17 protein-coding genes and 2 tRNA genes are annotated in these 17,483 nt (G+C 63.6%); 6 read left to right on the forward strand and 13 right to left on the reverse strand.

Annotation, left to right across the window (positions count from 1 at the left end; all coding sequences use genetic code 11):
- Positions 1 to 28: 28 nt before the first annotated feature.
- The 4 genes from ACB033_RS06330 to ACB033_RS06345 all read left to right on the forward strand — a co-directional run bounded on the left by ACB033_RS06330 (position 29) and on the right by ACB033_RS06345 (position 4,198).
- Positions 29 to 724 carry an energy-coupling factor ABC transporter ATP-binding protein gene (locus ACB033_RS06330; protein ID WP_017781957.1) on the forward strand — a complete coding sequence of 232 codons (696 nt, stop codon included), beginning with the start codon at positions 29 to 31 and terminating at the stop codon, positions 722 to 724.
- Entirely contained in the window at positions 696 to 1,334 is a 639-nt protein-coding gene (gene mobA / locus ACB033_RS06335) for a molybdenum cofactor guanylyltransferase MobA (RefSeq protein ID WP_268000607.1), read from the forward strand. Before ACB033_RS06330 ends, mobA begins: the two co-directional genes overlap by 29 nt.
- Positions 1,331 to 3,076: a bifunctional molybdopterin-guanine dinucleotide biosynthesis adaptor protein MobB/molybdopterin molybdotransferase MoeA gene (locus ACB033_RS06340; protein WP_371140412.1), complete on the forward strand. Its 1,746-nt coding sequence runs from the start codon at positions 1,331 to 1,333 to the stop codon at positions 3,074 to 3,076. The genes mobA and ACB033_RS06340 overlap by 4 nt, the downstream gene beginning before the upstream one ends.
- Before the next feature lie 63 nt (positions 3,077 to 3,139).
- Positions 3,140 to 4,198, forward strand: a complete 1,059-nt coding sequence (locus tag ACB033_RS06345) for an FUSC family protein (RefSeq protein ID WP_371140413.1) — start codon at positions 3,140 to 3,142, stop codon at positions 4,196 to 4,198.
- Between the two features lie 75 nt (positions 4,199 to 4,273).
- Here ACB033_RS06345 and ACB033_RS06350 read toward each other — a convergent pair whose 3' ends face one another.
- The 11 genes from ACB033_RS06350 to ACB033_RS06400 all read right to left on the reverse strand — a co-directional run bounded on the left by ACB033_RS06350 (position 4,274) and on the right by ACB033_RS06400 (position 12,825).
- Positions 4,274 to 5,647, reverse strand: a complete 1,374-nt coding sequence (locus ACB033_RS06350; RefSeq protein WP_371140414.1) for an HD-GYP domain-containing protein — start codon at positions 5,645 to 5,647, stop codon at positions 4,274 to 4,276.
- An 87-nt stretch (positions 5,648 to 5,734) separates the two neighbouring features.
- Positions 5,735 to 6,355 (reverse strand): DUF3332 domain-containing protein, encoded by a 621-nt coding sequence (locus tag ACB033_RS06355; protein WP_025201343.1) that lies wholly within the window; start codon positions 6,353 to 6,355, stop codon positions 5,735 to 5,737.
- 119 nt (positions 6,356 to 6,474) lie between these two features.
- The gene (locus ACB033_RS06360; protein ID WP_162519978.1) at positions 6,475 to 7,770 is read right to left on the reverse strand and encodes a PAS domain-containing methyl-accepting chemotaxis protein; all 1,296 of its coding nucleotides are present in this window, start codon (positions 7,768 to 7,770) and stop codon (positions 6,475 to 6,477) included.
- A 209-nt stretch (positions 7,771 to 7,979) separates the two neighbouring features.
- Complete coding sequence (locus ACB033_RS06365) at positions 7,980 to 8,441, reverse strand: GNAT family N-acetyltransferase (RefSeq protein WP_139726310.1); 462 nt, start codon at positions 8,439 to 8,441, stop codon at positions 7,980 to 7,982.
- Between the two features lie 72 nt (positions 8,442 to 8,513).
- On the reverse strand, positions 8,514 to 8,957 hold the full coding sequence (locus ACB033_RS06370; RefSeq protein ID WP_021464569.1) for a DoxX family protein: 444 nt from the start codon (positions 8,955 to 8,957) through the stop codon (positions 8,514 to 8,516).
- 5 nt (positions 8,958 to 8,962) lie between these two features.
- The gene (locus tag ACB033_RS06375) at positions 8,963 to 9,718 is read right to left on the reverse strand and encodes a DNA-binding domain-containing protein (RefSeq protein WP_139726309.1); all 756 of its coding nucleotides are present in this window, start codon (positions 9,716 to 9,718) and stop codon (positions 8,963 to 8,965) included.
- Positions 9,711 to 10,559: a DUF692 domain-containing protein gene (locus tag ACB033_RS06380; protein WP_139726308.1), complete on the reverse strand. Its 849-nt coding sequence runs from the start codon at positions 10,557 to 10,559 to the stop codon at positions 9,711 to 9,713. The genes ACB033_RS06375 and ACB033_RS06380 overlap by 8 nt, the downstream gene beginning before the upstream one ends.
- A 63-nt stretch (positions 10,560 to 10,622) precedes the next feature.
- Entirely contained in the window at positions 10,623 to 10,886 is a 264-nt protein-coding gene (locus ACB033_RS06385; RefSeq protein WP_005303242.1) for a DUF2282 domain-containing protein, read from the reverse strand.
- 352 nt (positions 10,887 to 11,238) lie between these two features.
- On the reverse strand, positions 11,239 to 12,054 hold the full coding sequence (locus ACB033_RS06390) for a helix-turn-helix domain-containing protein (protein ID WP_139726307.1): 816 nt from the start codon (positions 12,052 to 12,054) through the stop codon (positions 11,239 to 11,241).
- Between the two features lie 18 nt (positions 12,055 to 12,072).
- A complete protein-coding gene (locus tag ACB033_RS06395) occupies positions 12,073 to 12,405 on the reverse strand; it encodes a DUF6506 family protein (protein WP_139726306.1) in 333 nt (110 codons plus the stop codon).
- A 219-nt stretch (positions 12,406 to 12,624) separates the two neighbouring features.
- Positions 12,625 to 12,825 (reverse strand): YbfA family protein, encoded by a 201-nt coding sequence (locus ACB033_RS06400; RefSeq protein ID WP_005303249.1) that lies wholly within the window; start codon positions 12,823 to 12,825, stop codon positions 12,625 to 12,627.
- 214 nt (positions 12,826 to 13,039) lie between these two features.
- On the opposite strand from ACB033_RS06400, the gene ACB033_RS06405 reads away from it, so the two are divergent.
- The gene (locus tag ACB033_RS06405) at positions 13,040 to 13,333 is read left to right on the forward strand and encodes a hypothetical protein (RefSeq protein WP_010633270.1); all 294 of its coding nucleotides are present in this window, start codon (positions 13,040 to 13,042) and stop codon (positions 13,331 to 13,333) included.
- 56 nt (positions 13,334 to 13,389) lie between these two features.
- On the opposite strand, the gene ACB033_RS06410 is transcribed toward ACB033_RS06405, so the two are convergent.
- Both ACB033_RS06410 and ACB033_RS06415 read right to left on the reverse strand, forming a co-directional pair.
- Positions 13,390 to 13,463: transfer RNA gene (locus ACB033_RS06410), tRNA-Cys, on the reverse strand.
- Between the two features lie 56 nt (positions 13,464 to 13,519).
- Positions 13,520 to 13,595: transfer RNA gene (locus ACB033_RS06415), tRNA-Gly, on the reverse strand.
- 249 nt (positions 13,596 to 13,844) lie between these two features.
- On the opposite strand from ACB033_RS06415, the gene ACB033_RS06420 reads away from it, so the two are divergent.
- The gene (locus ACB033_RS06420) at positions 13,845 to 17,282 is read left to right on the forward strand and encodes an ATP-binding protein (protein ID WP_162519977.1); all 3,438 of its coding nucleotides are present in this window, start codon (positions 13,845 to 13,847) and stop codon (positions 17,280 to 17,282) included.
- The last annotated feature ends 201 nt before the right edge of the window (positions 17,283 to 17,483 follow it).

Here is a 17,483-nt window from a genome sequence, read left to right on the forward strand (position 1 = left end):
CCCCACCGTCCATTCACCGGAGTACGCCATGGCCCTGACCGCCCACCAGCTGATGATGCGCTTTGGCGAGCGCGACCTGTTCCAGATTGAGCAGCTCTCCATCGCGGCCGGCGACGCCGTCTGGCTGCGCGGCGCCAACGGGGTGGGCAAGACCACCTTGCTCAAGATCCTGGCCGGCCTGCTCACCCCGACCCGGGGCCACACCAACCTCCCCTCTGGTTGGCGCGGCAAGCTCGGCCAGTGGCTCAAGCGCGATCCGGGGCCGGGCCGGGTCACCTACCTGCACCAGACCCCCTACCTGTTTGATCGCAGCGTGCACGACAACGTGGCCTGGGCCCTCGGCCATCGCGCCGCCGACGAGGTGCGGGTGTTCGAGGCGCTGCGCCGGGTCGAACTGGAGAGCCTGGCGCGCGAGCACATCAGCATTTTGTCTGGCGGCGAACGCCAGCGGCTGGCCATGGCCCGCGCCTGGGCACTGCAGCCCGCCTTTCTGCTGATGGACGAGCCCACCGCCAATCTGGATGCACATTCGGTTGCCCTGATGGCCGCTATGGCGCAAGATCTGCGGGAACAGGGCAGCGGCCTGGTCATCATCAGCCACCAGAGCAACGATCTGACCGACCTGTGCGAGCGGCAATGGACCCTCGCCCGGGGCCGGCTGCACGAACCCACTCCTTTGAAAATCATCGAGCGACATGACCTCACACAGCGAACCTCGTACTGACCGCTTTCCCGTCTCCGCCGTGGTGCTGGCCGGCGGCCGCGCCACCCGCATGGGGGGCGCCGACAAGGGCTGGGTCGAGTTGGCGGGCCGCCCGCTCATCGACCACGTGCTTGACCGACTGAGGCCCCAGGTGGACGAGATCCTGATCAACGCCAACCGCAGCCAGGCCCGCTACCAGGCGCTGGCCCCGGTCATCGGCGACGACAACCCCGACTATCTCGGCCCGCTGGCGGGCATGCAGGCCGGCCTTGCCGCCGCCCGCCACGACTGGGTGCTGTTCGTGCCCTGCGATGGCCCCGCCCTGCCCCGCGATCTGATGGCGCGCTTTCGCGCCGCCCTCACCCCGGCGACCGAGCTGGTGGTGGCCCACGACGGCGACTGGCTGCAACCCGTGGTGGCCCTGCTGCACAAGTCCCTGCTCCCTTCCCTCTGCGCCGCGCTGGCGGAGGGGGAGCGCAAAATCGATATCTGGTTTGCCCGCCACCAGATGGCGGTGGTGAGCTTTGCCGACCAGCCGGATGCCTTCATCAATCTCAACAGCCCGGACGAGCTGGCCGCCTACGAGGCGCGCCTGCCAGACGCCGCGACCGGACAAGGAGCCACCTCATGACCCCGGCCCCCACCCTGCCCCTGCTCGGCTTTGCCGCCTGGAGCGGCACCGGCAAGACCACCCTGCTCGAGCAGCTCATCCCCCTGCTGGTGAGCCGCGGCCTGCGCCTCGGGGTGCTCAAGCACGCCCACCACGACTTTGACATCGACCAGCCGGGCAAAGACAGCCATCGCCTGCGCCAGGCAGGCGCCAGCCAGATGATGGTGGCCTCCCGCCGCCGTCACGCCCGCATCGTTGAGACCGATCTGGGTGAGGCCGATTTTCGCGAGCTGCTGGCCAGCTTCGATCAGCGCAGCCTCGACCTGCTGCTGGTGGAGGGGTTCAAGCATGAGCACTTCCCGAAAATCGAGCTGCACCGCGAAACCATCGGCAAGCCGCTGCTGTTCCCGATTGATCGCGACATCATTGCCGTGGCCAGCGATCAGCCCCAGCAGACCGCCCTGCCCCGGCTCGATATCAATGATCTGGAGGCCATCGCCGACTTCGTCTGCCACTGGCTCAAGGAGAGCCAGACGCGGGAGCAGGAGGCTGGCAACGGCTTTCTGTCGGTCGAGGCTGCCCGCAACGCCATTCTCGATGCCCTCACCCCCGCCACCGCCTGCCGCGACCTGTCGCTCGCCCGCTGCCACGGCGCCGTGCTGGCGGGGGATCTCGTCAGCCCCATCAATGTGCCGCCCCATGCCAACTCGGCGATGGACGGCATTGGCCTGCGCAGCGACGATCTCGCCGCCGGGCGCTGGCAGCTGGTGGGGGAAGTGCTGGCGGGCCAGCCGCGCAGCGAGCCGGTACTGGCCGGACAGGCGGTGCAGATCATGACCGGCGCCCCGCTGCCCCCCGGTGTCGATACCGTGGTGATGCGCGAAGAGACCCGGCTTGACGGTGAATGGGTCAGCGTCAGCGCCCCTGTCAAGGCGGGGCAGAACGTGCGTCAGGCTGGCGAAGATCTCGCCAAAGGTGCGGTCGCCATCCCGGCCGGCACCCGCCTCGGTGCCCCTCAGCTCGGGTTGGCGGCTTCTCTGGGGCAGGCAACCCTGACGGTACGCGCGCCGCTCAAGGTGGCGCTGTTCAGCACCGGCGACGAGGTGCAGGCACCGGGCGAGACGCTCGCCCCCGGCCACATCTTCGACAGCAACCGCTTCACCCTGATGGCGCTCATCGCCGGGGTCGGCTGCGAGGTGATGGACCTTGGCATCATCCCCGATGATCCCGCCATCCTGCGCCAGCAGCTGGCACAGGCCGCGGCCGATGCCGACCTGGTGCTGAGCTCGGGTGGGGTGTCGGTGGGCAATGCCGACTTCATCAAGCAGGTGCTGGCCGAGCTTGGCCAGATCGCCTTCTGGCGCATCCAGATGCGGCCGGGTCGCCCGCTCGCCTTCGGCAAGCTGGGGCAGACCCCCTTCTTCGGCCTGCCCGGCAACCCGGTGGCCGCCATGATCTGCTTCCTGCAATTCGTCGAGCCCGCCATCGCCCGCCTGCAGGGCCGGGTGTGGCAGCCGCTGCGCCTGTCGGCGCTGGCCGAGCAGCAGATGAAGAGCCGACCGGGACGCACCGAGTTCCTGCGCGGCATCTTCCATCAGGACGCCAGCGGCGTGCTGCGGGTGCGCACCACAGGACCGCAGGGCTCCGGCATCCTCAGCTCCATGAGCGATGCCAACTGCCTGATTGAAATCGTCCCCGCCCAGCCGGCCATCGCGGTCGGCGAGCGGGTCTGGATCCACCCACTCCAGGGACGAGTGGCCTGATACCGGTCTCCACCCCGCCGGGCGTGGCGGGGTGGTTGCCCCCATGAATCCGAGGCTTGTCCCTTGCGCCTGAATGCCCCCCTCTCCCGACTCGATCTGCTGATCTACGGTCACTACCGCATCGTTCACGGCCTGCGCATCGCGCTCGCCTTCATGCTCACCTTTCTGCTGACCCGCGAGCTCAAGCTGCCGGAAAGCACCTGGCCCCTCATCACCCTGGTGGTGGTGATGGGCCCCATCTCGTTCTGGGGCAATGTGCTGTCGCGCGCCCTGCAGCGGGTGGTCGGCACCATCTTCGGCGCCAGCTGCGGGGTGGTGGCGCTCTATCTCGAGCTCTACTCCCTGCCGCTGATGCTGCTGTGGTGCGGCTGCATCATGTTCCTGTGCGGCTATCTGGCGCTCGGCAAGCGTCCCTACGTGGGGCTGCTCATCGGCATCACCCTCGGCGTCACCATGGGGGCCATGCCCGGCGACATCGAGACCGCCCTGTGGCGCAGTGCCGACGTGATCCTGGGCTCATTGCTGGCGCTGCTGTTTTGCAGCATCTATCCCCAACGCGCTTACAGCCACTGGCGGCTGCAGATGCACGACACCCTGCAGCAGGCCCAGAGGCTCTATCACACACACCTCTCCCCCAACGTGCTGGAGCGACCACGCCTCGCCCACAGCCACGCCAGATTGCTCTCCAAGATGGTAAGTCTGCGCCCCCTGCTGACCCCGGCGGTCAAGGAGACCCGCCTTGGCAGCGCCCTGTTCGAGGCGATCCAGACCACCATGCGCAACACCCTCTGCACCCTGGAGATGCTGGCCAACACCTACTGGCGCGATCGCCAGAGCCACTTTCTGATGCAGAGCACCCCGGAACTGCGCGCCTGCCAGCAGGCGACCGAGGCGCTGATGAGCGAGCTGGCGCTGATGCTCAAAAACGGCGAGCTGCAGGGCTCGGAGCTGGCCATCAGCCGCCTGCAGGAGGCGGCCGGCCGGGTGCGGATCGACGCCGGCGGCGAGGCCGCCATCAGCGGCTATCTGTGGCTCAATCTGCAGCTCACCGAACAGCTCACCCACCTGCGCCGGCTGCTGGGCCTGGTGATGCACCCGCCCCGCAGCCAGAGCCACCCATAGCAAAACGCCCCGCAAAGCGGGGCGTTGTCGTCTCAGGCCAATGACAAATGACTGCAGCCCGATATGGCGCAAATATTAACTGGCGTTTGCCAGCGGTTGCTCGAGCGGGAGATAGAGGGAAAAATCCTGGATCCCCGCCTGCAGAGCGGCAAAGCAATCCGGATCAATGGCCGTCCCCAGCGTCTCGGCCATCATCTCCAGCGCCTGGGGTACCGGAATGGCTCCACGATAGGGCCGTTTGGCAGTGATGGCATCAAAAATGTCGGCCGTGGTGATGATGCGGGTTTCCAAGGCTATCTCGTCCCCTTTCAATCCTTTAGGGTAACCCTTGCCATCGAGGCGCTCATGGTGGGCACCCGCCACTTGCGCCAGCTCTTCAAACGCACTTATGCGACTCAGGATCTCCTCGGTATAGGCGGCGTGCATCTGCACGGCGGCCCACTCCTGCGCATCAAGTTTGCCCGGTTTGTCGAGAATGGCATTGCTCACCCCCAGCTTGCCCACGTCATGGAGCAGAGCACCGCGCTTGAGCCAGCGTCGTCTCTGCTCGGACAACCCCATCTGAGTGGCAAGAATGTCTGTATAGAGTGCCACTCGGCCGCTATGACCGGCGGTATAGGGACTTTTGGAGTCCACCACCTGGCCGAATGCCGCGGCGATCTCGTCCAGATAATCTTCATCAAGAGCGACCTCACCCTGCCCGGCCGGGTGGACGAACACCCACTCAGCCAGCTTGGGATCCGCCAGTCCTTGCCAAAAATCACCATCCGCCAAGGCTTCAAACTCGCTAACCAATTGAGGGTCAAACCAGCTGCCGCTGCGCTCGCGCAGCTCTTTGAGCACCGCATCAGGGCCTGCGGCGGCATGAAACACATCCACCACCTGGCAGAGCAGCGCTATGCGAGAGAAGAGCGGAATCGCGTCACCGACCAGTTGCAACGGCCGACCTTTGCCGTTCCAGTGTTCGTCCAGAGAGAGGATACCGGCGGCGACCTCTTCACTGAAACGCAACTGACGAGCGATGTCCGCCCCCCGATGGCAACGGGTCTGGATCAGTTCGTTGGCTATCTGATCGCCGTTGCGAAAGATGTGAAACAGGCTGCGAAAACGCCCAAGCAGATCCGCCTGCAGGCCGGTGTGGCCCAGCACGAAGTTGACCACCTCGGAGAGAGAGCCATCCACCAGCTTGAAGTCGCGTTTGAAGTGAAGATCGTCGGTGAGATAGAGTTCGCAGATACGGGCCGCATTGCTGCTGCACCCCAGATCCTTGAGCAGCAGCATGTAATAGAGGTCATGACGCTGTCGAGCATCCAGCGCCAACCGTTCGGCCAGACGGGAACCTATCCAGCAACAGCGAACACAGTGCCCTCTTGGTTGACCCTCAGTCATGTCGAGCGCATGACTGAGGGAACCAATCAACTCTGCCAACCGCAATCCATTCACCGTCATAGCCTGTATCCCTGGTCATCTTGGCGATCTTGCCTGCTGACTAGGTATACCTTATCCAGAGAGGAATAGATCTGGATTCAGATGAATTTATACCTCGGCGCTACCGGTCCGTGCTTTTTCCTCCAGCTGAGCCGGGGTCAGGGTCGACACCAGCCGGCCGTCAAAATAGATGTCCAGCAGCTCGCCGCGCTTCTCGCCGCGCATCAGGCTGCTGCGCCCGTCCAGGTAGTGCACCTCCATCTGGGCGGTGCGCTCGTCCGGGTAGCTCACCTCCACCTCGCGTACCCCTTGCGGCAGCAGGGCCAGCGGCACCTTGTTGAGGGAGGGATCCAGGTGCTGGTTCACCTTGATCAGGGCGTCCAGCTTCTGATCCACCAGCGCCGGCGACTTGCCGGTGATGGGGTTCTTGCCCGACCAGAATTCGATGGTATTGAACACGAAGAGATCCGCGGTGGCCGCCAGACCGTATACCGGCGAGAGCAGGATGAAGACCCCGGCCCGGCCGTAACGGTTGTCCACCACGCTGAGGTTGCCCTTGGTCACCATGGAGGAGAGCCCCATCTGCCCCATGCAGCCGCTCAGTCCCACGCTTGCCACCACACCTGCCAGCAGCGCCAGCGCCCTGCCCTCTCTTCTCGTTGCCATCGTCTTTATCTGCTCCAGAAATAATGAGGCGGCAAGCCTAAACAGGCTGCCGCCGACGGGCAATTCACAAGCAGGGAGCGATACAGCAGGGGTTCAGATTGGGATTTCGACTGCTCATATTGCGTGCAGGTCGTTGAAATAGTGGTCAAGGCGGCCCGCATGAAGAGAAGGCCGCCAGCTGACTAGATGGAGAGGCTGGAGACGGTTGCCGAGACGTTGTTGGCCTCCTGCCGGATCTCCACCATCACCTCGTTGACCTTGTCGATCTGCTGCTTGCCGAGCTCGGCGCTGCCGGCCACCCTGGCCATGTCGTCGGTCACTCTGGCGGTCAGCTCGCGGTTCTTCTGCACCACCTTGGCTATCTCGTCGGTGGAGAGCGACGTGCGAGCCGCCAGCTGGCGCACCTCGTCGGCCACCACCGCGAAACCACGCCCCTGATCGCCGGCGCGGGCCGCCTCGATGGCCGCATTGAGGGCCAGCAGATTGGTCTGATCGGCGATGCTGCTGATGGTGGAGACGATGGCCTCTATGCTTCTGGACTGCTCGTTGAGCTGGTTGATGAGCAGGATGGTCTTGTCCACCTGCTCGCTGATGAGCGACGAGGTCTCCACCACGGAGCGCAGCAACTCTGCCCCCTGTTCGGCACAGCGCAGGGTCTCCTGCGCCGTGGCGTGAGCCACCTGGGTGGCATCGCGCACCGCATGGCTCTTGGTGACACGATCAGTAATGTCGCTGGCAAACTTGATGACCCGGCTCACCTTGCCGCTCTCGTCGCGAATGGGGTTGTAGGTGGCCTCCAGCCAGATCGCCTCGCCATGGCTGTTGCGCCGCAGGAAAAGCCCGGACTTGAACTGTCCCTGAGCCAGCTCTTCCCAGAAGCGGGGGTTCTCCTCATAGAAGGCGTCATCGCACAGGATCCGGTGATTGCGCCCCTTGAGCTCGTTCAGGGTGTAACCGACGCAACTCAGGAAGTTGGCGTTGGCCGAGAGGATGTCACCGGTCGGGGTGAATTCGATCATGGCAAGCGAGCGTTCGAGCGCCTTGGAGACCGCCTCCTGGTTAAGCAGTTGCTGATGCTCCGCGGTGATGTCGCTGGCGATCTTGATCACCTGGGTCACCCTGCCCTGCGACTTTACCGGGAAGTAGCTGGCCTCCAGCCAGACCACCTCGCCCCGCTTGTTGCGGCGCGAGAAGATGCCGGACTTGACTCTGCCCTGCTTGAGCTGGGCCCAGAACTGCTGGTACTCGGCGGAGCGGGCCAGCTCCTGGCCGCAAAACATCCGGTGGTGCTGACCCTGCAGCTCCATCGCGCTGTAACCCATCAGGCTCAAAAATGGCTGATTGGCCTCCAGGATCTCGCCATCCGGGGTGAAGATGATGGTCGCGATCCCGGCCTTGACCGCCTCCACGAAGCCCTGTGATTCGTCGAGCTGTGCCTGGCAGGCCTGCAGTTGCGCCTTCAGCTTGTTGTTGAACATGGGTGTCATACCTCTGTAATGACCTGACAAGGTGGGAACGGGCACAAGACTCGGCGTCAAGATGAACCGGCACGAGCCTGTTGAGGCTGATCATAGTTGAGCATGGTGACTCGATCAGAATTTGGCCGAGATTTTGCCACAGCCAGGGAGAGATTCGCAGCGCCCGTATCCCGTTGGCAGGCGTGATACGGGCAGGGCGGCAAGCGGGATCACCCGGGTTGCCACTCCAGATAGGCGGGGTTGCTCACAAACCCCATCCGTTCGTAGAGGGGCCGCCCCTCTTCGCTGGCATGGAGCCAGATCCGGCCCAGCTGCTGCCCCCTCGCATAGTCCGCCATCTGGTCCAGCAGGGCACCGGCCAGTCCCCGCCGGCGATGGGCAGGCAGGGTATACATGTTGAGCAGATAGCCCTCCCTCCCCGTCAGATTGCCGGGATAGGGCGGGCGCACGAAGAGGGCCAGGGTTGCGCTCGCCACCACCTCGCCATCCACCTCCGCCACCCAGGAGCGGGCACTCTCCTCGGCCTGCGCCGTGCTGAAATAGGCAGTGGTGGCCTGCCACAGTGGCAGATCGGCCAACGGCTCGCTCAGCTCCCCCACCTCGCAAAACAGCGCCATGCGCAGGGTCACCAGCGCGGGAATGTCTGCCTGTGTTGCCTGCCGGATGATCATCGCCTCTCCTCCTTGTGATGAAATGAGCAGGCACCCCGCAGGGTGCCTGATGAGAACGCCAGTGTGGCGGCTTCATGCCCGCCTGGCAAGGCGCCACTGATCCAGGGCCAGCGGCCCCGCCCCCCACACCGCCAGTGTCAGCAGCATCCAGCCCCACAACTGGTGATCGTAAAAGCCGCCGGCCCAGAGGGCGGGATAGGAGAGCACCGCCATGATGTTGAAGGCAAACAGCAGGGCGGCGACCGGCCGGGTGAAGAGCCCAAGCAGCAGCAGCACCGGCAGCAGCAACTCGGTGGCCGTCCCCAGCCAGGCTGCCCACTGCCAGGGCAGCAGGGGCACCCGATACTCGAACTCGAACAGGTAGAGGGTGCTGTCCCAGGCGCTCAGCTTGAGCCAGCCGGAGCGCAAGAAGACCGCCGCCACCCAGCATCTGGCCAGCAGCAAGAGGGTGCCGCTCAGCCACCAGGGGGCGGCCGGCCCCCGTTGCTGCATCAGGGGGAACTTGTGGTTTGTCATCGAATTTACTCCAGCGTTGAGGTCACATCGACCAGCAGGCCCAGGGTGACGAGGCGGGTCAGATACTCTGCAGCCTGCGGATCTTGCGCCAGCAGGGTCGACAGGGCGATGCCCTGGCGGCAGCCATCCAGCAGGCGCCACTCCCCCTCGCTCAGGCGCAGCGGCAATACCCGGCAATCGGGCTGCTTCTTGAGGGCAAGCCAGGCAGGGGCCGCCAGATCGTGCACCGCCTCCCCCTGGTGCAGAGCCATCTGCCAGAGGGCCTCCACCGGGCGAAGGCTGTCGAACAGAAGCAGATCACAGGCCGGGATCAGCACCAGCGTCTGCCAGGCCGCTGGCGGCAGGGCCGCCACCCGCTCGGCCGGCCAGTGGCGTGCCTCGGGGGCCAGCAGACTGGTGCGCTCCAGTGCCCACTCGAAACGGGAAAGCTCCCCCAGCCAGGGCAGTTCGGCGGTGGTGGGCAGCCCTGCAAGCCAGTCGCCAAAGCCGGCGCCGTAGTGCATCACGCTCCCTTCGCAGAGGGGCTCCGCCAGCACGAAGCCGCGCGCCGCGGCGTCGAAAAACGCCTCCCCCACCATGGCCTTGACCGCCGGGTAGCTGCCTGCCAGCACCTCGCCAAGGCTCAGGATGAAGTGGTTGCGATAGACCTGCAGCACGGCATCGGCCGGGAAGAGGCGGGAATGGACGTGGGGCAGAATGGCCTCGCTCTGGCCAAGCAGCCCCTCGGCAAACTGCTGCTGCCGGTGGGCCAGCTCAGACATGGGCGGCCTCCGACGCAAGATGGGCGGCCATGGCGGCATCCAGCAGGGTGCTCGCACGCTCAGCCTCCGCCAACAGCACGGGGAGCGGCGGTATCTCGAGATCCCACTCGATCAGGGTGGGGATGGCGCGCTGGCGGCAGATCTCGGCATAGAGGGCCCAGACCGGCTCGCTCACCGGCGCGCTGTGGGTATCGATATAGAGGTGCCCCTGCGGCAGGGACTTGTCGGTAAAACCGGCCAGGTGGATTTCACCCACGGTGGCGATGTCGATGGCAGCCAGATAGTCACGGCACGCAAAGCCGTGGTTGAAGGCACTGACGTAGAGGTTGTTGAGATCGAGCAGGATGCCGCACTCGCTGCGCCGTTGCAGCTCGGCCAGAAACTCCCACTCCGGCATCTCTCCCGCCAGTTGCAGGTAAGAAGAGGGGTTCTCGATCAGCAGCCGGCAGCCGAGTGCATCCTGCACCTGCTTGATCTTGTCGCTCATGGTGAGCAGAGCCTCCCGGGTATAGGGCACCGGCAGCAGATCGTTGAAGTGGCGCCCCCCGATGCTGCCCCAGCTGAGGTGCTCCGAGATGCGCACCGGCTTGATGGCGCCGGCCAGGGCCGAGAGGCTGGCAAGGTGAACAAGGTCGAGCCCATCAGCCGACCCCAGGGACATGCCGACCCCGTGCAGGCTGACCGGATAGTGCCGGGCCAGCTCGCTCAATACCTGAAAACCCCGGCTGTGCCGTTCGAAGTAATTCTCGCTGTGCACCTCCAGCCAGCCGACGGTCGGCAGGGTACGCAGCATCTCGTCGTAATGGGGGGTTCGCAATCCAATACCAATCAAGGGGTTCATCGCAAAGACTCGCGGTTGGCCATCAAAAGAGAGCCACGGTGCACAACACCGTGGCACCCAGCCTTACTTGGGTTGCAGCGAACCGCCGGCCAGCTTCTCGCACAGCCCCTTGGGCACCACCACGAAGGCGTCGCCCTGGGCATCCATCTTGGCGGTGCCGGCGCAGGAGTTGGTCTTGGTCGCACAGTCGTTCTTGCTCGCCTTCACCACGCCGTAGCACTTCTCCTTCTCGTCGGCAGCCATGGCCGGGGCGGCAATGAACTGGGCGCCGAGGGCCAGCAGACCGGTCATGGCGGAGGCGATGGCAGTGCTCTTTTTAACGTTCATTCTCTGTTCCTTCTGATTGTGTGTGGTGTGCCCGATCATTCGCGACCGGATGCCTTCCATAGAACCGGCGCTGCGACGAAATGATTTCAAAAAAAATGCAAAATCGGCACATCTATAAAAAACACAATTAGTAGAATGTTGTTTTAAAAGGAGTTTTCAGGATGTTCTCGGCCCCTTGGCATTGACATCAAGTCGGCGACAGAGACGATGGCATGGCGGTGACGGGGTAACCGGTTCGCCTCCCCGACCATCCCGACGCGGGTTTGCCGGCACATTTTCACCAGCGCGCGGCGGCGAGAGGCGAGCTGGTCGCAAGACAAGATGAATGGAAAGCGCCGAGCGGGCTGGGTCGTCAAAGCGATCCGGCCAGCCGGTTTATCTGCGGGCTGTAGTGGTTGAGGCGCTGGTGCTCAGGGGTGAGCAGTTGCCCGGGCGAGCGCCCGGTAAAGAAGTGACAGCTCTTGATGAAATGGGGCTGATCGCAATAGCCCTGTTCCAGCAGGGCATCGAGCGACGGGGCGCCCGACAGCAGCTGGCGCAGCGCCCTTTGAAAGCGGGCGGTACGCAGAAAATAGCGGGCATCTACCCCGAGATGGCGGCGCAATCGCCGCTGAAAGGTGCGTGCGCTCATCCCCAGTTGCTGCTGCAACTCAATCGCCGGCGTGCCGTAATAGAGCCGCTCTATCGCCCGCACCAGCGCAAGATCCCGCGGCGGGCACCTCGCCACCTGCTGGCGCAACCAGGCGCCCAGCGCCCCTGCCCCCTCCAGCATCAACCACTGCGGGTCGGGGCAGACAATCCCCAGCTCATCGAGGGACAGCACCCGATCGCTCAACTGCTCGAGCGGCACGCCAAACAGATCGAAACAGGCCGAAGAGCGCAGCCGCAGCCCCAGCAGATGAGTCTGGCCATGGGCGGCAAAGCGCAGGTGGGCATGGCGCGGGCAGAGCAATACGACCACCCCCGTGGCCACGGTGACGCTGCGGGGTGCGTCTGCTGACGAGAGGATCGTGATGGTGAGGGGATCCCCCAGATTGAACAGGATCTCGGCCCCGGTGCCGGGGAAGATCTCAGGCATCGGCTGGGGGTGACAAAGGCGCCACTCCCAACCTTGCGCCAGCCAGGGCGCCAGATCGGGAGCGGGCTGAAATTTACGGCACTGCATCATGATGGGAGGCGATATTGCTCACTGGCTCGGTTCAGAGGCGGACAGGAAGAGGGTATCACCGCTGACATGGTCGAGACAGGGATGGCGATCGAAGCGCACCACGCCTATCTCCATGCGACCCGCGGCCGCCTCCACCATGGCAGCGACCCCCAGGTGACCAAATCCGGCACACAGCTCCACCGCCCTGATCCCCTCCCGATATAGCTCGTCAAGCAGTTCACAGCCTACCTGGTAGTCGGGCACGGCGATCATCTTCACATGGACTTTCTCCGTCTTGACCCAGCTGGCGTGGCAGGCGGGATCCGCCCCCGGTGCAACGAAGATGAAGGCGGCCTTGAAAATATCGGACATATAAAAAGCTCCTAGGATCAATGAGTCGCCACTCTACCCGGGATCCCGCTGGCCGGATTGTACCGCGGCGCCACCCGCTCTCATCAGGCAGGACAAAACCTGGCGCAAGGGGCGCCATACAGACCTCATTTCTCCCTGTTGAATGCAATTTGTGCGGCCAGGGGCCATAAATGCAAAAGAGACAGCCGAAGCTGTCTCTTTTGTCATCAAGCCGGGACCTCAGTAGAAGATCCGCTCGCCGCGCTCGCTCATCTTGAGCCATACCGGTTTGGTGCTGGTTTTGCTCCAGATCCGGTGCAGATAGCTGTAGAAACGGGCCCGGTCGCTGCGAAACAGCATCACGGGGAAAGCCAGCATACCCACCAGCAGCACATAGAGGCGACGAAGAATTATCTGAGTAAGGGAATAGGGATGAAACATGATAGCACTCCTCACTGGTAAGACCACTGAGCAAAGATTACTCCACAATTTGTAGGATTACTACACCATGATTCCCATTTTTTCGCAAAAAACGCCCTGAAAAGCCACAAAGTGAAATTGGGTTACATCCATTAACTTACAGGCAACAAAAGCTGGCAAAGCGGCCGCGTTTGACCAGATTTAATGAGTTGGCAGTTAACATGGAGTCAAGGCGATGAAACCCGCAGAAATGGCGATCATAGGGATCCTGGGCCTGCTGATCTGGTCGGAATGGCAGGACTGGCAGCTCAACCGGGACGACAGCATCACCCTGGCCTACAAGGGGGCCCCCACCGTCAGCCTGTGGCAGTGCGGTCAGTTGAAACAGAAGATGATGGATGTGACCGAACACTCGGCCGAAGTGCAGTTTCAGTACCGGGGACAGGACCTGACACAGGTAAACCGCTATCTGGAGCGGGAGTGGCAGCAGCAGGGTTGCGAACAGCTGTTGCTGCAGCAGGGATACTGATACGACAAAGCGCCGCACGAAACGGTCGATATCGGAAAATTCAGACAGGGAGAAGATGGAGGCACGTTCCGGAGTCGAACCGGACTAAACGGATTTGCAATCCGCTGCATAACCGCTTTGCTAACGCGCCATGCTGACAAGGCATTGCCTTGAAAGTGATATCCATGATTGGTGCCATGGAGAAATTGGAGCGGGAAACGAGACTCGAACTCGCGACCCCGACCTTGGCAAGGTCGTGCTCTACCAACTGAGCTATTCCCGCATTACTGCTTGTGTGCCAGTTGCCTGACAACGAGGCGCATTATACGTACCCCGAGCAGAGGCACAACCCTTTTTTCTCACTTTTAGCCCTTTCTCGTGCTGTTTGCTCAGGGTTTAGACGGCTTGCCCAAAAAAAACGCGCCAGGCTGTGACCCAGCAGGCGAATTCAAGATAAAGTCATTGAAATGATTAGCCTTTAATCAGAGACTTGCGGCGGTTAGTAACCGGATTCTCAATTGAAAATCTCCCGATGAAATGGATCTTCAAGCCTCGTGGACTCAGGCCGCAGCTGATGCTGGCATTTTTTATGCTGGCCATGGTGCCCTTCCTGGTTGTCACCCTGTTTTTCCTCTATAGCCACGGCAAGGATCTCACCACCCAGACCTCCAACCATCTGGTTTCCGTTCGCAACATCAAGAAGAGCCAGCTGGAAGATTACTTCGGCAACCTCAAACAGCAGATCATCAACTTTTCCCAGCAGGATTTTGCCGGCAACAGTATCGGTCGCTTCTACGGCTTCACCGGCGCCTTCGAGAAACTCGGCACCACGCCGCAGGAGGCCCGCGCCCGCGCCCAGGCCCGCTATGTGCCGGGCTCCTGGGATCAGTTGCAAAAGCCCGACAACACCCCCGACATCGAACCCTCCATCAGTGCCCTGATCCTGGCGGACGAGATGTATGGCCGGGTGCATCAGCGCTTTCACCGCGGCTACGCCGACATGGTGCGCAAGTCCAACTACAGCGACATCTTCCTGATCGATCTCAACGGCGACGTGGTCTATTCGGTCACCAAGCGTGCCAACTTCGCCACCAACCTGCTCTCCGGCCCCTACCAATCGAGTGGTCTGGGCCAGACCTTCGCCAAGATCAAACGGCGCCTCGACGGCGGCCAGAAGCCGCAACAGATCTTCGAGTTCACCGATTTTGGCCGCAACGAGCTGACCGGTCAGGTGGTCGCCTACATGGCCGCCCCCGTGATGCAGTACGACTATGTGCGCGGCGTGGTGATCTTCGAGCTGCTGCCGGACAAGCTCAACCAGATCATGGCGGAGCGGGAGGGGCTCGGTGCAACCGGCGAGACCATTCTCATCGGCCCGGACAAGCGGATGCGCGCCAACGCCTGGCTGGCTCCCGAATTCAGCGTGGAGAACAGCTTCAGCCCCAACTTCCGGCCGCTGCAGACCCCGCTGGTGGTCAAGGCGCTCTCCGGCGAGCAGGGGGTCGGGCTGTTTCGCTCCTACCACGAGGACGAGGTGCTGGCCGCCTACACCCAGGTGAAGGTGTTCGACACCGAGTGGGCCTTCATCGCCGAGATCTCCACCAGCGAGGCCTATCGCCCCATCCGCCAGCTGGAGACCCTGGTGATCCTGCTGGGGGCCGGCTCATTGCTGCTGCTGATCCTCTTCTCCCGCTGGCTCTCCCACTCCATCACGGCGCCGCTGCGCTCTCTCACCGCCGCCGCCGAGCAGGTGGCCGACGGCGCCCTGGATCACCCCATCGCCATCGCTCGCACCGATGACGACATCGACCGGCTCGCCCAGGCGTTTCGCCACATGCAGCGCTCGGTGAAGGACAAGATCGAGCTCATCGAGCGCCAGACCCAGGAGCTGCAGCAGCAGGTCAAGCTGACCCACAAGCAGAACCTCAGCCTGCAGCAGGCTGACAAGCTCAAGGATGAACTGCTGGCCAACACCTCCCACGAGCTGCGCACCCCCATCCACGGCATCAAGGGGATGGCCGAGTCCATGCTCGCCAGCCAGCAGGACTTGACCGAAGGGCAGCAGAAACAGCTCGGGCTCATCATCAAGAGTGCCGACGGCCTGGCGCGGCTGGTGGACGATCTGCTCGACTACCACCAGATGCGCTACGGCCAGCTGGAGATCCACCCCCAGCCAGTCTCCTCCAAGGGGGTCATCCGGCTGGTGCTGGATCTTTGCCAGCACCTGGTGCAGGCCAAACCGCTCACCCTGGTGGACAAAACCCCGGCCGAGCTGCCGCCTGTGCTGGCGGACGAGCAGCGGCTCGAACAGGTGCTCTACAACCTGGTGGGCAACGCCATCAAGTACACGCCACAGGGCAAGGTGGTGCTGAGCGCCCTGGTGGAGGGCAACTTCCTGCACATCCGGGTGACCGACACCGGCATCGGCATCGCCAGGGATCACCTGGAGCACATCTTCGAGCCGCTGGTGCAGATGAGCCCTGAGGTGAGCAAGCAGGGGGCCGGTCTCGGCCTCTCCATCACCCGCCAGCTGGTGCACCTGATGGGGGGCGAGCTGTTCGTGGAGAGCGAGCCGAGCGTCGGCTCCACCTTCGCCTTCACCCTGCCGCTCGCCAGCGGCAAGGCGGGCAGCCTGACCCTCGACAGCCGCCAGATCGAGCATCAGCTGGTGCGCCAGCAGCCGCTCGCCCTGCCGGAGTGGGAGAGCGATGACCTCCCCCCGCCCCCCGAGGATGCGCCCCTCATCCTGGTGGTGGACGACGAGCCCATCAATTTGCACATACTGCGCCACCTGCTGCAGCCCTGTGGTTATCGCATCCTGCCCAGCAGCGACGGCCACGACGCGCTGACCAAGCTGGCCCAGGAGCCAGTCGACCTCATCCTGCTGGACGTCATGATGCCCACCCTCTCCGGCTTCGACGTCTGCCGCCGGCTGCGGGAACAGCATCCCAAGGAGAAGCTGCCGGTGCTGCTGCTCACCGCCCTCAACCAGCCCAAGGATGTCGAGGAGGGTTTCAACGCCGGCGCCAACGACTATCTGGTGAAACCCTTCTGCAAGGAGGAGCTGTTCGCCCGGGTCAGGGCCCTGCTGGAGGCGAGCGCCGGGCGCGCCTCTCTGGTGGAGAACCGCTTGCTCAAGCAGGAGATAGAGCACCGGCTGGTGCTGCAGGAGCAGTTGCATCAGGATCAGCAGCGGCTGCTGGCCCTGCTCGGCGAGGGGGCCGATCCCATGGTGTTCATCGATGATCAGGGCACAGTGCTGTTCGCCTCCCGGGTGCTGGCCCGCCTGCTGGGCCAGGAGCCGGAAGCCATGGAGGGGCAGCCGCTGGACGACTGGCTGGCCAGCCCGCTGGCCAGCCAGTGGCCCGGGCTGCAGGCCGGCCAGGAGCAGTCGCTGGCGTTTCTGGTGGCGGGCCAGCGGGACGAGCTCAACGCCCGCGCCCTGCCCATCAGTCTGGGGGGGCAGGCCGCCTACGCGCTGGCCCTCAGCACAGAGTCGCGGCCCGACGAAAACCGGGTGATGGCGCTGGAGAATGCCCTCAAGAGCCTGTCGCGCCAGGCCATCATCGAGGATGGCCAGCTGCTGGGCGAGCTGAGCCGGCTGGGCGGGGAGTTCCGCTCGCTCGCCGACGATCTCATCCGCCAGCAGGATGACGAGCCATTGCGCCGCGCCCTGGTGGACACCATGCGGCTCACCCTGGATGCCTGGCAGCAGAGCACCGGCAAGGGCAAGATAGTGCTGGCCGAGAAGAGCAAGCTGTGGCGGGTCTACATGGACCGCTCCAGCCCGCAGACCCGCACCCTCGACAAGTACCTGAGCCTGGACACCCTGCCCAAGGCGCCGCGCTGGAAGACGGTGGTCGCCACTGCCGAATACGTGCTCAGCCACGGCCCGCTCAACGAGGCCCAGCGCCAGCAGCTGCACCACAGCGCCCAGACCCTGCGCCAGCTCGCCACCCGCAAGAGCTAGCGCATCCCCTCCCCATCTCCAATCTGGGCCCTGGCTCACACTTGGCGGGGCGGTTTTTTTTTGTGCAAAATTAAGCCCGCTCACCACGTCAAAACGAGAGCCGATCCAATTCACACAATTGTCATGAGGGGCAGATTGACGGGGACTTATTACGTCAGAGCAATTAACATAACCTCATGATTTAAATCGAGTTAAAAGCCA

Origin of the sequence: Aeromonas sp. S15(2024), assembly GCF_041402265.1 — a bacterium.
GTDB lineage: Bacteria > Pseudomonadota > Gammaproteobacteria > Enterobacterales > Aeromonadaceae > Aeromonas > Aeromonas dhakensis.